The organism is Lacihabitans sp. CCS-44, assembly GCF_024343735.1.
GTDB lineage: Bacteria > Bacteroidota > Bacteroidia > Cytophagales > Spirosomataceae > Leadbetterella.
Genome location: NZ_RJUE01000061.1, coordinates 123,172 through 136,860, shown reverse-complemented (window position 1 = coordinate 136,860; position 13,689 = coordinate 123,172). Strand labels below are relative to the sequence as shown.

The 13,689-nt window shown below is 36.0% G+C and carries 10 protein-coding genes; 3 read left to right on the top strand and 7 right to left on the bottom strand.

Going from position 1 to position 13,689, the window contains the following annotated elements; translation table 11 throughout:
• Positions 1–30: 30 nt before the first annotated feature.
• Together EGI26_RS16930 and EGI26_RS16925 are read right to left on the bottom strand one after the other, a co-directional pair.
• On the bottom strand, positions 31–2,220 hold the full coding sequence (locus EGI26_RS16930) for a TonB-dependent receptor domain-containing protein (protein WP_255080242.1): 2,190 nt from the start codon (positions 2,218–2,220) through the stop codon (positions 31–33).
• Positions 2,221–2,280: 60 nt separating this feature from the next.
• Entirely contained in the window at positions 2,281–2,694 is a 414-nt protein-coding gene (locus tag EGI26_RS16925; RefSeq protein WP_255080241.1) for an HYC_CC_PP family protein, read from the bottom strand.
• Positions 2,695–2,851: 157 nt separating this feature from the next.
• On the opposite strand from EGI26_RS16925, the gene EGI26_RS16920 reads away from it, so the two are divergent.
• Positions 2,852–3,586, top strand: coding sequence for a murein L,D-transpeptidase family protein (locus tag EGI26_RS16920; protein ID WP_255080240.1), 735 nt, complete (start codon positions 2,852–2,854; stop codon positions 3,584–3,586).
• A 67-nt stretch (positions 3,587–3,653) separates the two neighbouring features.
• Here the strand turns inward: EGI26_RS16920 and EGI26_RS16915 are convergent, their stop codons facing one another.
• The 4 genes from EGI26_RS16915 to EGI26_RS16900 form a co-directional block, all read right to left on the bottom strand.
• Positions 3,654–5,417: a hypothetical protein gene (locus tag EGI26_RS16915; RefSeq protein ID WP_255080239.1), complete on the bottom strand. Its 1,764-nt coding sequence runs from the start codon at positions 5,415–5,417 to the stop codon at positions 3,654–3,656.
• Positions 5,418–5,438: 21 nt separating this feature from the next.
• Entirely contained in the window at positions 5,439–6,029 is a 591-nt protein-coding gene (locus EGI26_RS16910; protein ID WP_255080238.1) for a DUF3575 domain-containing protein, read from the bottom strand.
• Between the two features lie 172 nt (positions 6,030–6,201).
• Positions 6,202–7,134 carry a DUF1295 domain-containing protein gene (locus tag EGI26_RS16905; protein WP_255080237.1) on the bottom strand — a complete coding sequence of 311 codons (933 nt, stop codon included), beginning with the start codon at positions 7,132–7,134 and terminating at the stop codon, positions 6,202–6,204.
• 129 nt (positions 7,135–7,263) lie between these two features.
• On the bottom strand, positions 7,264–7,728 hold the full coding sequence (locus EGI26_RS16900) for an Lrp/AsnC family transcriptional regulator (protein ID WP_255050341.1): 465 nt from the start codon (positions 7,726–7,728) through the stop codon (positions 7,264–7,266).
• 142 nt (positions 7,729–7,870) lie between these two features.
• On the opposite strand from EGI26_RS16900, the gene metH reads away from it, so the two are divergent.
• Both metH and EGI26_RS16890 read left to right on the top strand, forming a co-directional pair.
• A complete protein-coding gene (gene metH, locus EGI26_RS16895) occupies positions 7,871–11,626 on the top strand; it encodes a methionine synthase (RefSeq protein ID WP_255080516.1) in 3,756 nt (1,251 codons plus the stop codon).
• Between the two features lie 522 nt (positions 11,627–12,148).
• Positions 12,149–12,712 (top strand): nuclear transport factor 2 family protein, encoded by a 564-nt coding sequence (locus EGI26_RS16890; RefSeq protein WP_255080236.1) that lies wholly within the window; start codon positions 12,149–12,151, stop codon positions 12,710–12,712.
• 130 nt (positions 12,713–12,842) lie between these two features.
• Here EGI26_RS16890 and EGI26_RS16885 read toward each other — a convergent pair whose 3' ends face one another.
• Positions 12,843–13,247 carry a YMGG-like glycine zipper-containing protein gene (locus EGI26_RS16885; RefSeq protein ID WP_255080235.1) on the bottom strand — a complete coding sequence of 135 codons (405 nt, stop codon included), beginning with the start codon at positions 13,245–13,247 and terminating at the stop codon, positions 12,843–12,845.
• Between the last annotated feature and the right edge of the window lie 442 nt (positions 13,248–13,689).

Genomic DNA, 13,689 nt, shown 5'->3' with positions numbered 1-13,689 from the left:
TTGTTTTTAAATTTATTGTTTTGCGTTCTTTTATAATAATTTATATCTAAAACCTGTGTAAACAGTTGCTCCTACCACAGGTCCCCAAGCCATTCCTGCATCAAAATGCGTGCTAAAAGGATGTTGAGCTTTATAAATTGGGTCTTTTTGTTTAAAACCCGTGATGTTTTCTCCCCCTAGATAATATTCAAAGCGAGGAAAATTTCTTGATATTTGTCCGTTGATATTTACATAACTTGGTGCCAATTTGGAAGGCATAGCATAATAAGATACGTGATCTGCCGAGGCTTCCATATCAGCTATTCTTCGCTTTCCGTTCCATTGGAGCGTTCCATCAATTTTCCATTTGTCGTAAGGAAATGCATAACCAACATTTAGCAAAATTCTTTCTTTAGGCAAAAACATCTTGTCTAATACAACTTTCTCGCCTTGTGGCTTGCCCATTGTTTGCTGAATTTGAACATATCTGTAGGCGAGTTTTACCTCCCAGTTTTTCACAGGCCCGTAATTCAGCTCAATAAGTGCACTTTGTCCATTGGATTTGCCCTCCGAATTATAGAAATACAAATATTCCGAATGTTCCAAATCGGCTATCATCTGGTTTTCGAAACTCGTAAAATAATATTCGCCTGAGATACTAAACTTCTTGATGTTTACCATATAACTCGACCCAAACGTCCAAGAAACTTCTGGTTTTAGTGGCTCAAGAATTCTTACAGCACGGCTACTCACCAAATTTCCGAAATATTCAGCTAAAGGATTAGGTACTCTAAATCCACGTCCAGCCGATAATCTAAGGGTTTGATTTTGACCAAATTCTCGTTTGAAATGTAGTCTTGGCGAAAACTGATTCCCATAAAGATTATGAAAGTCCTCTCTGACGCCAATGAGCAAATTCGTTCTATCTAAATGATTGAAGGAATATTCAAAAAAAGCACCAGGCACCAATTCATTCCTTTGAAGCACTATTGCTCCGTAATTTTCATCATAATTATCATTTAAAAAACTCAAACCGGCCTTGTAATTATGATTGGTATTTCCAATAATATCCTGATAGATAAGGTTGGTATAAATGGTTTTCTGATTTGCCAAATAAGGTTTAAAACCAAAATATGAATCCGAATTATGAGAAGATGCATTCACTATCAATCCCAAACCTCTATAAGGTTTTTCAGGAAAAAGAATGGCAGTTTTTGAGAAAAACTCTACCCTTGAAGTATTGTTGGTAAAGCCGTAAAATGTAGGAGTGGCTTCTCTATTCACAAAGTCCGATTGCCCTCCTATCCTGTTCTCTTTCAAACACTTAAGTCCAAACTGAGCAACAAATCTATTCGACGTGTATTTCCAGCGGTTTAGCAAATTTACCTGATCGTATTTGGGCAAATCCAAAAACCCATCTCCATTATTATCAATTTTCGATTTTAAAAACGAACCATGACTCAAAAGCCCTACTGCCCACTTTTTATTGATTTTTTTTGAGAGATTTAAGTTTGCCTCTGACCTTCCAAAGTTATTGAAATACATATTGAGAAGCATTCTTTCGGAGGCTTCGGGTTTCTTCAATTCTACATTTAAGGCTCCTATCATGTTTTCATAGCCGTTCACTACTGAACCTACTCCCTTGCCGACATCTATAGACTGTACCCATGTGCCTGGCACATAATTAAATCCAAAAGTTGAGGCCAAACCTCTGATATTGGGTATATTTTCTATATTTGTTTGCACATAGGTTCCCGAAAGCCCCAAAAGTTGAATTTGTTTTGAGCCAGTTACTGCGTCCGCATAACTTACGCTTACAGAGGCATTGGTTTCAAAGCTCTCGGAGAGGTTACAGCACGCCGCTTTTGCGAGGGTTTTCGTGGTAATAATTTCAGTATGAATTGGCGAAAGCCTATCAATAACTGTAGCGTTTCCTTTAACAATAACTCCATCCAAATCCTGATCGTCTTCCTGGAGTACTTTTGTCACAAAGTCGTCATTTGTCAAAAGCAAAGAATCTGTTTTGTATCCTAAAAACTTAAAAACAAGCAACTTATCTTCAGAAAGCCTACTGATTTCAAAACCACCTGACTCATTGGTAAGCACGGCAGAATTAGGGTTATTTTTCCAAAAAACTATTACACCTGGTAACGATTGTTGGGTCTTGTCAATTACTCTTCCTTCTATAACTTGAGAAAAAGCAGAAACTGATATAAAAAGTAAAATGATAATATTTTTCATGATTTGATTGTATAATGAAACAATAGTTTAATCTCCTTCAGAAGAAGAAAAGATTAAATCTCAAATCAGAAATTGATCGTTTAAAATGAAAAGTTTTTTTCTTGGAGGAGAAGAATTGCTAGAAACAAAAACAATAGATTTTTGTTTTTTGAGAACAATCGTAGAAAAAACAAAATTTGGAGTTTGAAAAACGTCATCAAAAACAATAAAAACCGGAGCGAAAAGGTGATTTTGTTGAGCGTTGTCAACTTTTTGCAACTTGAAGCTTTGTTCACAGCAAGAGGAGCGTTTAAGCTGAGGCGTTTTGCTTTCTTCTGATAAAACCGACTTTCCAGTACAAGTTTTGGGCTCGAAAGAGACTGTTTTTTGCTTGGTTATCAAACAAATATGCTCATAATAGGCAAAAGCATGAGAACTAACCAAAATGGTTAGCACCATAAATATTGTGAATATTTTTTTTGCTTTTTGACGCATAATATTTAAAACGTTAAAATCTTTTGAAAAGTTTTCCTTATTTAGAACTTTTGAAAAATTTTACATATCTCTAAAGATTTATATTGAAGAATTTCTTTCAAAAATTGTGCTAATTCAGTTTGTTTCATCTTATTTTCGCAATAATTAATGGCACAAAATGAAAATAACATTCATTATAATTCTAAACTTACTCCTTTTGAATACTTCTGCCCAATCTTTCAAACAAAAACAGCTCAAATTTGAGAGAGTAAAAGATGCTTACGACACCAAATGGACAGATTTAGAAACTTTGATTAAGAATAAAGGTTTTGATGCTGAGAAGTTCCGGATATTCATCCGAGTTTTTAAAGAGGAGCAAAAAACTGAAATTTGGATAAGCAAAAATACAAAATCAAAATTCGAACTGCTTAAAACTTATGATGTGGCTCGTTCATCGGGTATACTTGGACCAAAACGTACAGAAGGGGATTTACAAGTTCCAGAGGGCTTTTATCATATCGACAGATTTAATCCATTGAGTAGTTTCTATCTTTCATTAGGCATAAATTACCCAAATGCTTCAGACAAAATATTGGGGACAGAAAAACCCGGAAGCGATATATTTATACATGGCTCGGATGTTACTGTAGGCTGCGTGCCGTTGACGGATGATAAAATAAAAGAAGTTTATACTTTGGCCGTTCAAGCTAGAAATGGTGGTCAAAAACTAATTGCGGTTCATATTTTTCCTTTTGAAATGACTGACAATAAATTAAATAAGCATTTAGAAAGTCCAAGCTACATCTTCTGGAAAACTTTACAGAAAGGATATTTGTTTTTTGAAAGTAGAAAAAAACTCCCCAAAATAGATATTCGAAAAGACGGTATTTATGATATAGTTCTTCAAAAATAATATTTTGAACAAAAAAAACCGAGACTAAAAATAGTCTCGGCCAATATGGAATAGATTATCTAGCAGATTATTTCTTGTTTAATTCCTCCATAATTGCTTCCAGATTAATATTTTTGTCTAAGCTAGACTTCGCAGTCATTCTGTCAATCATATCTCTTTTTACATTTACGGGCTTTCCGTTTAGCGAAAACTCGCCCTTCTGGTATTTATCAAATGCAACCTTGTTTGCCATCAATGCATCCTCTAACGTACTGGTAGTAAGCCTTTTGCCCTTTTCTTCGTTTGGAGATAGCAAAATAGTGAATACCTCTAGATTATCTAAATTTGGCTTAGCATCCATTGAGCCAGAAAAGACCATTGTAGAAGGAGGTGCTTCAAAATATTTTAACAATTTGTATTTGCCATCTTTAATGACTTCCATAAAATACTTCTTTGAGGTAGCACCAAGCGGACTTCCATTGGCCAATTTTGAAATATCACTGAACAAGATCGGTATGTAAAGCTTCTTCTCCACAGCCATTCCTTTTAGTTCTTTTGGAGAATATTTCTCAATAGATTTTTTATCATATTTGCCATCATTAAATAATGATGCAGGTATAAACCTGATGCCGTCTTGCACTTCCCAAGGTGCATTTACAAATTCATTGAAAAAATACCCTTCGACTTCCTTGTCGTCTAGAGTAATGACAAACCCTTCTAAGAAACGGGCAGCAGGAGCCTCTACTATCTTAACGTTTGTAGCTGATATCGTATTCTTTTTAGGTATTAGAGAAACATCTGCTTCAGGTATTTTGCGTTCAAAATGCGTCGAGAATTTATTGTTTTTCTTGAAAACATCTATCAGGTAGTCTGCATTTTTTACCAACTCTTTCCCATCTTTTTCGTCTATATCATCTTTGATTAAACGCTCTGCAATAACTTTAGATTGAATGGGGTCATCAAGATAATAACTCAAAATCGATAAGTTATACAGGGCAGCATAAACCAATTTTTTATTACCTTTTTCCTCCATATCTAGTTTTGCTAATTTATTAAAATAGTCAAAATATGGCTTAAAATGTTCGTCAACGTTTTCAGGTTTTGAATTAGCAGTAAACCTTTTCATTTCTTCAATCAGTTGTTTAGTAATTTTCTGATTGTTCTCAAATTCGTCATGCTTTTTAGAATCAAGAATCCAAAAATATTCGTTCAATTCCTGAGATGCAAATCCGATTTCGTAACGCAAGTAGCTTGAAATTCTATTTGTAAAGGCATTTACAAGGTTGGTTAAAATATTAGCTCTTATAGAAGCTGAATTATCATTATAATATCTATTTGCCTCGGCTGAAGTAGAATATTCACTTGACTCCCAAACTTTTAAGTCGCTGTTATCGTAATAATTCACATATTTCACAATATCTTTATTATCAGGAGATTTCACTTCATATGCTGCTCCTAAAGTATATGTCAGCTTGATCCGATAATAATAGCTTTTAGTTACCTTCCCCGCTTTATCTTTGGTTTCTTCAGTTCTTGAAGTGAGCTCATTTTTTCTTACAATAAACTCGTCAAAATTCATATTTATAGTCACTGAATTAGGTTGTCCATCAGCTCTCTGAAAACCATCAATTTTTATTCTACTTGCTATTTCATCTTCTTGCATATATTGACGTACAGATGCTGAATTCTTCACATTGACCCCATAGAAAAACACGTCCTCAGCCAAAGGATTTCTAGGCAGAAAAGTCCTTTTTATTACAAACTTAGCTTTGTCTATATCTACCCTCTGGGCAGTAGATTGCACAGAAACGAATAGTAAAAAAGCGGTAACTACCTTTAATATTTTTTGCATTATATTTATTTTGTATGTTTATTATTCTCCTATTCTATAAAATACGGTTACCGACCAAGGCACCATATACTTATCCATTTTTTGGAGTAAGTCTCCTATAAACGGTACATCTCTGTAGACTGGAGCATTCATGCCATTATTATCTTTGTACTTGTTTACAAACCAATATCCAAACCCTCCCTCGGCCAAATAACCAATTTTCTCTGTAATGAGGCCTTTCCTACCCAAGGTAAATCCGGCTCCCAATCTTTGATTTTTGATAGGATTTTCAAATTGAATTTTTTGTGAGCGATACTTAACTAATGGTGAAACAAACCAACCGTCTAGTGTTTCAGTTGGACTAAAGTAATAATTGGCTCTAAGTGTGCCGTTGTAGCCGTACCTTTTTACTCCAATTTCGGTTTCGTTGCCTTCACTGTCGATTACAGTAGCCTCGCCCCATTTTTGGAAAATAAAACCATTGACCAATTCTACACTAAACTTGTTGTAGCCCATTTCGAGTCCAATTTCTGGCTTTTTAGACAACAACGCACTGGTATTCAACTTAATATCTAATTGTGCAGAGACAAAAGAGGGAATAATTAAGAAGAAGTAAAGTAGATTTTTTTTCATTTTCGATGATTGTGTTTAATTAAAAATTGCCGCAAAAGTAGGCAACACAATCTTCTAAATTACCATTAAATAAAAAACTAATTTTGCAAAAAAAACTAAATAGCTGATTATAAAATTATTATGGTTAATAATTATTTGAAATTACTCAAAACCCAAGTTCGGCTGATTTAGGTCACCATAGTTTTGGTAAAAACCTAGGAACACGCTTCAAATAATCTTTATATGCAGGATATTTCTCTGCGGAAATTTTTTCGCTAAAATCTGCACTACCTTGAAAAAGCAAAAGCAGTAAAACAATACCCATTATTGACCAATTAAGCCACCTATCTGTAGCAGAAACACTAAATAAATAAAAGATTAACCATATAGATTGCTCAGCAAAGTAATTTGGGTGACGCATTTTTTTCCATAATCCAGTGTCAACAAAGCCTTTTTCAAAATCACCTTCAAGCGGCTCATTCGCAGCTTTTTTTGCATATTTTACTGTTTGGTAATTCCATTGTTGTTGATCCGCAATTGTTTCAAAAATCAGAAAAAATAGAAAAAAGCCTGTTAGAATCAAATCAAAAAGTCCTAGTGGATTTTTGCCTTGCCATGCCACTATACTTGGTAATGTAAATAGCAAAATCAAAGCCATCTGATACATACATATAAACAACAAATGAAATAATTTCCATACAATTTTACTTTTAAAAGCAGGATTTCGCTTCAAAACTTCCCAGCGATAATCTTCTTCTCCTTCCCAAAACTTCCAAGAATAACCTCCTCTTCTATTGAAATTGTAGGTAAGTCTCACCGCCCAAATTGTGACTAAAATAGCCATTAACCCATTTCTGGGATTAAAATCAGAAGCATATGCAACTATCCAAACATAGGCAGCCGGCAAAATACTCCAAAGCTTATCAACTTGACTATTGTTTTGAGTGATTTCACCAACGATAAAAACCAAAATAGCTAAACCAAGCATCAGTTTAGCTAAAAAAAGTAAAGTGCTAATTTGAAAAACCGATAATGGATGATTGGTATCAAAATAAAAAGTGAAAACGGGAACAAAAATAAGAGCTAAGACTAAAAGAGAAGAAATCAGAATTAGGTTAAACTTCATGGTTTAAGGTTTATTTTCACTAACAATAATATGAATTTTTGTTAGAACAATGAAGTAAAAGCATCAATTTCGACGACTATTGATTTTTAGCGATTTCCTAAGTACTAATTTATTTGATTTTAACAAAACTCACTCAGGCTCAAAAGCCGTCTCATTCTTTATTTCGCCCATCACGAAGATACTTTGTGTAGAACCGATATTTTCCAATGATGCCAATTTATTCATGATAAACGACTGATATTCACGCATATCGCTTACTACAACTTTTATCAAAAAATCATAATCACCAGAAATATTCAAACACTCTACCACTTCTGACATTCCGACAATGGCTTTTACAAACTTCGCTCCTGCTTCTTGGGCATGTTCTTTTAGTCTGATATTGCACAAAACCATCAAGTCTCGACCTACTTTTTCTCTATCCACCAAAGCCACATATTTCTTTATAACACCTTGGTCTTCAAGCCTTCTGATACGCTCATAGACAGGCGTTGGCGAGAGGTTTAGTCTGCTGGCCAATTCCTTGGTGGTTAGTTTTGCATCTTGCTGCAAATACCTCAAAATGTCTTTGTCGGTTTCGTCTAGTTTTATCATAATCAGAGATTTGAAAGACAAATTTAGATAAAGTATTCAAAAAAAATAGCATTTATAGATAATTTATCTATATTTATACAACATCACTTATTTTTTTATCTTTTATTTATTAATTTTGAACAAAAATTCAGAGAAAGGCTACATGAGCAAAATTACAGAAGTTTTAAAAGATAGGATATTGGTTTTAGATGGTGCCATGGGTACCATGATTCAAAGATATAAATTAGAGGACGCAGACTACAGAGGCGAGCGATTCAAAGACTTTCCGCACGACATAAAAGGTAACAACGATTTGCTTTCTATCACCCGTCCAGATGTCATTTTGGCTATTCACAAAGAATATTTAGACGCTGGAGCAGATATTTTAGAAACCAATACTTTCAGTGGAACAACCGTGGCTATGGCCGACTACCACATGGAAGATTTGGTGTATGAAATCAATTACGAAGGAGCCAAATTGGCTCGCATTGCCGCAGATGAATACACAAAAGCCAATCCGGCCAAACCGAGATTTGTGGCAGGATCAATGGGACCAACCACCAAAATGGCCTCACTTTCGCCAGATGTAAACAACCCGGGTTTTAGAGCCATTACTTTTGATGAACTTTTAGTCGCTTTTAAAGAGCAAGTAAATGCTCTGATAGACGGTGGAGTAGACTTGCTTTTGATAGAGACGGTAACCGATACATTAAACTGTAAGGCTGCCATTTATGCCGCTACAGAAGTTATAGACGAACGAAAAGAAAAAGACGCTTCTTTCGAAATACCAATAATGGTATCAGGAACTATCACTGACCAATCTGGAAGAACACTCACAGGACAAACCTCTGAGGCCTTTTACAACTCCGTTTCGCACGGAAATCTGATGTCGATTGGTCTCAATTGTGCCTTGGGTGCAAGAGCCATGAAACCGTATTTGGCGGAACTTTCAAGAGTGGCAGATTGTATGGTGAGTGTGTATCCCAATGCTGGTTTACCCAACGAAATGGGTCAATACGACGAATCTCCAGCCTACATGGCGGAGCAAGTTCGTGAATTTTTAGAAGAAGGATACATCAATATATTGGGTGGATGTTGCGGAACTACCCCAGACCATATCAGAGAATTTGCTAAAATAGCTGGCGAATTTGCTCCAAGACAACCAAAAACCATAGAACCTCAACTCAGATTGAGCGGTTTGGAACCGATGACCTTAACGAAAGAATTGGGATTTGTGAATGTTGGCGAAAGAACCAACGTAACAGGTTCGAAGAAATTCTTGCGTTTGATAAAAAATCGTCAGTTTGAAGAAGCTCTTTCTGTGGCACAAGACCAAGTAGAAGGCGGAGCAAACGTGATTGACATCAACATGGACGAAGGTATGTTGGACGGAATAGAGTCTATGACTACCTTTCTAAATTTGATTGCTTCTGAACCAGAAATCTCAAAAGTGCCGATAATGGTGGACTCCTCTAAATGGGAAATCATAGAGGCGGGTTTGAAGTGTGTGCAAGGAAAAGGTGTGGTAAACTCTATTTCGCTAAAATCTGGAGAAGAAGAATTCATACGTCAGGCAAATATTGTCAGGAAATTTGGTGCGGCGGTTATCGTGATGGCATTTGATGAAGACGGCCAAGCAGACACAACAGCACGAAGAATAGAAATAGCAAAACGTTCGTATGATGTGTTGGTAGAGAAAGTTAAATTTCCACCACAGGACATCATTTTTGATTTAAATATATTCCCAGTTGCGACAGGGATTGAAGAACACAAAATCAATGCGATTTCGTTTTTTGAAGGCACAAAATGGGTGAAAGAAAACTTGCCATACGCTCACGTGAGCGGTGGCGTGAGTAATGTTTCGTTCTCATTTAGAGGAAATGACAAGGTGCGTGAAGCCATTCATACGGCATTTTTGTACCATGCTACACGTGCTGGTATGGATATGGGTATTGTAAACCCAAGTATGTTAGAGGTGTACGACGATATCCCGAAAGACCTTTTGGAAGCGGTGGAAGACGTACTTTTGAATAGAAAAGAAGACGCCACCGAGCGATTGTTGGACATTGCAGAAGGCTTGAAAGGTAGTTCAAAAGAAGCTGAAACTGTCACTCAAGAATGGAGAAGCTATCCGCTAGAAAAACGTATTGAACACGCTTTGGTAAAAGGAATCATCGAGTTTATCGATGAAGACATGCAGGAGTCTTTGGATACTTATCCGGTGCCTTTGCACATTATAGAAGGGCCTTTGATGGACGGCATGAATGTGGTAGGTGATCTTTTTGGTTCTGGAAAAATGTTTTTGCCACAGGTGGTAAAATCGGCCAGGGTAATGAAAAAGGCGGTGGCTTACCTCCTGCCCGCTCTTGAAGCTGAAAAACTTAAAAGTGGTGATTTGAGTACAAACAATGGCAAAGTTTTGCTCGCAACCGTAAAAGGCGACGTACACGATATCGGTAAAAATATTGTGGGCGTTGTTTTGGCTTGTAATAACTACGAAATCATTGATATTGGGGTAATGGTTCCTGCCGAGAAAATCCTAGCTGCTGCTGTTGAGCACAATGTGGACGCCATTGGTTTGAGCGGATTGATTACGCCTTCTCTTGACGAAATGGTATATATGGCAAAAGAAATGGAAAAAAGAGGCATGAAAATGCCACTTTTGATAGGCGGAGCCACTACTTCACGTGTACATACTGCAGTGAAAATCGACCCATTTTATGCTGGACCAGTAGTGCATGTTTTGGATGCTTCGAAGTCTGTACCCGTGGTGAGTAATTTATTGAGCAAAGAGCTAAGTGAAAACTACGTTACAAGTGTAAAAGCTGATTATGAACGTTTTAGAATAGATTACCAAAGTCGCCAAACGGCCAAGGCCTATATCAGAATATCTGAAGCTCGTCAGAATAAGTTGAAAATAGACTGGGAAGCCACTCAAATTACAAAACCGCAGTTTTTGGGTACAAAAACTTTTGAGAAATATAGTCTGAAAGAAATAGCCGAATTTATCGACTGGACGCCATTCTTCCAATCGTGGGATTTGCATGGGCATTATCCTAAAATATTGACTGATGCGGTTGTTGGTGTAGAAGCACAAAAACTATACGACGATGCTCAAGTAATGCTGAAACAAATTATCTCTGAGAAATGGTTAACAGCCAACGGAGTAGTAGGTTTTTGGCCGAGTAATGTTGAAAATGATGACACGCAAATCATTTATGGATTTGAGAAAAACGACGAAGGACATACCAGTTCGTGTACAAGTCTAGCTCATGACCATACGGTTTATACAGTTGACACGCAACAAACATTGGCGAAGTTCCAGCACCTAAGACAGCAAGGCAAAAAAGGTGATGGAGTTCCAAATATTTCTTTGGCTGACTTTATAGCTCCTGTTTCGGCAGGCAAAACTGACTATTTTGGTGGATTTGCGGTAGGTATTTTTGGTGCAGACGAAAGAGCAAAAGAATTCGAAACCAATCTAGACGACTATAATTCTATTATGCTCAAAGTATTAGCCGATAGATTTGCTGAAGCTTTCACGGAGCTTTTACACAAAAAAGTAAGAACTGACTTGTGGGGTTACTCAAACACCGAAACGCTTAACAATGAGGAAATTATCAAAGAAAAATATCAAGGCATAAGACCAGCACCAGGCTATCCAGCATGTCCTGACCATACCTTGAAAACCGACTTATTCAAACTTTTGGACGTAGAAAATTCAATCGGCGTTACTTTAACAGAAAGCTTAGCCATGTGGCCGGCTTCTGCTGTAAGTGGTTTTTACTATTCTCACCCACAATCCAAGTATTTTGGACTAGGAAAAATAGAAAAAGACCAAGTAGAAGACTATACTAAAAAGCGTGGAGTATCGATAGAAGAAGCAGAAAGGTGGTTGAGTCCTGCTTTGAATTATTGAAGCGACTTTTTTTTGAACGCTGATAACGCTGATTTGACAGATTTTCACTGATAAAATTTTAAAGCCCTGAGTGATTGGGGCTTTTTTGTTTTTTAAAAATTACAATGGAAAATTTGTTTCAATTTAGGAAAGAAGATGCGTTTTATTCTTTCCAAATTACTGACGTCCGACTAAAAAACTGAAACTCATCATAATTATTTGAAAATTAAACCCGTACAGGGTTTCTAATTCAAAAGTATCATTTTTATTATAATAATATCACCCCTTCGGGGTTGTTGATTACCAGTTATTTATGATTTGAGCCTTTGATTTTCAATATTTAGTCGGATGCTAATAATTCCAAATTTACTTTCTTAAAGCTCAAAAGCAAATATTTATTCTTTTCTAGAAAAAATTCATCTACCGTTAAATAGAAAACTATTTTTATTGTAAATTATTAACATTACTTTCATTATTGTAAAGTATTGATAATAAGATATTTTACAAGACTCTCAATTCTTAAACAACCAAAAATAAACTATCATGAAAAAAATTAACCGTTCAATTGCCCATTTGATCTTTATGCTGGCAGTTGCTAGTGTAAGTTTCTATTCTTGTAAATCTACAGTGGCCGATGCACCAAAAGACTCGGAAAATAGCAATCGTATTTACCATGTAACCGAAAATGATTCTGTAAATATTGCGATGGCTCAAGGTTATCTTGCTTCTCTTCTGAATGGCGATGGTGGGGAAGCAGAAAAAATGGTGACGGCTAATTTTATGGCTTATGGCCCCGCCGCCAGTGACTCTGCAACTTTTGCCCAAGTTAAAACCCAGTGGGCAAACAATGGAACCAGCAGAACGAAACAAGATGCTGGAATTTTTGCTAGTAGCTGCTTAACAGTAACAGAAGGCCCCCTAGTTGGTGACTGGGTAAGTCTATGGGGTACTTATGTGGCCAACGACAACAAAACTGGTAAAGATATAAAAGTGCCGTGGCATTCGGTCTTTAAAATTGACGACGGAAAGATCAGACAAACAAATATTTGGTTTGATAACCTTGCTCCTGCATTGGCTATGGGTACGGTTGTTCCTGCAAAAAAATAGTTTTTTTTAGAATTTGTAAATCGGCAAAATATTCAAAAGAAAAATAAAGCTTAAACACAAAAAAGGTGATTTTCTTTAAAATCACCTTTTTTGTACGGTAAACTGAACTACTGAAAAAATCAGCTTTTGATCAATTATTCTCTTTTTTATCCAAAATAGCACCTGCACCCAATCCTACACCTGCTCCAACTGCACCACCGATTAAAGCACCTTTTACTCGTTTTTTAGAAACTACCGCACCTGCCACTGCACCTGATGTCGCTCCTATTATAGCACCCTTTTTCTTGTTAGACCACTTCTTTTTTTCAGCAGGAGTACTAGCTGTTGTCGTTGTCTTATTTTCACTAGACGAAGACACGGCCGCACCTTGATTATCAGCATCTGTACTTTTTGATTCTGCAACTTTCTCTGCTTCTTTGATACTGGTAGAATCTACAACAGCATCTTCCACAGCTGGAGTATTTACTTCAGATTTTGGATTTGTGCAGCTCGCTGCAACTATAAACGCGGGCATCAACAACAATAATTTTTTCATGATTTTAATTTGTTTTAATGATTTAAAAATTCGTTTATATTATGGGTAAATATTTTTCAAATGTTAAGAAATGAATTTCAGAAATTATTTCAGATTTGTTTCTTATGTTTTTGTAAAATATCTATGCAAATCTAAGTACTAAAGATGAAAAAAAACACGCTCCAATATATCAAGAAGGAATCAACGATGGGTTTTAAGCTATTTTTAATGCTACATAAATGTAACACAATTTATTGAAAATCAATAAATTACATTCTACTAGAATTAAATACATAATCTAGAAAACACAAATTTGTTTATTGAAAATTTAAGGAAAATTTAATTCTTACCAAAGCAAAATTGTCTCTACATTCTGCCAAAAACCAACTTAAAACATTGCCATTTGTAGCTCATGAAAATTCATTTTTGTTACAAAAAAAAGGTGGCCTGAAAATCAAGCCAC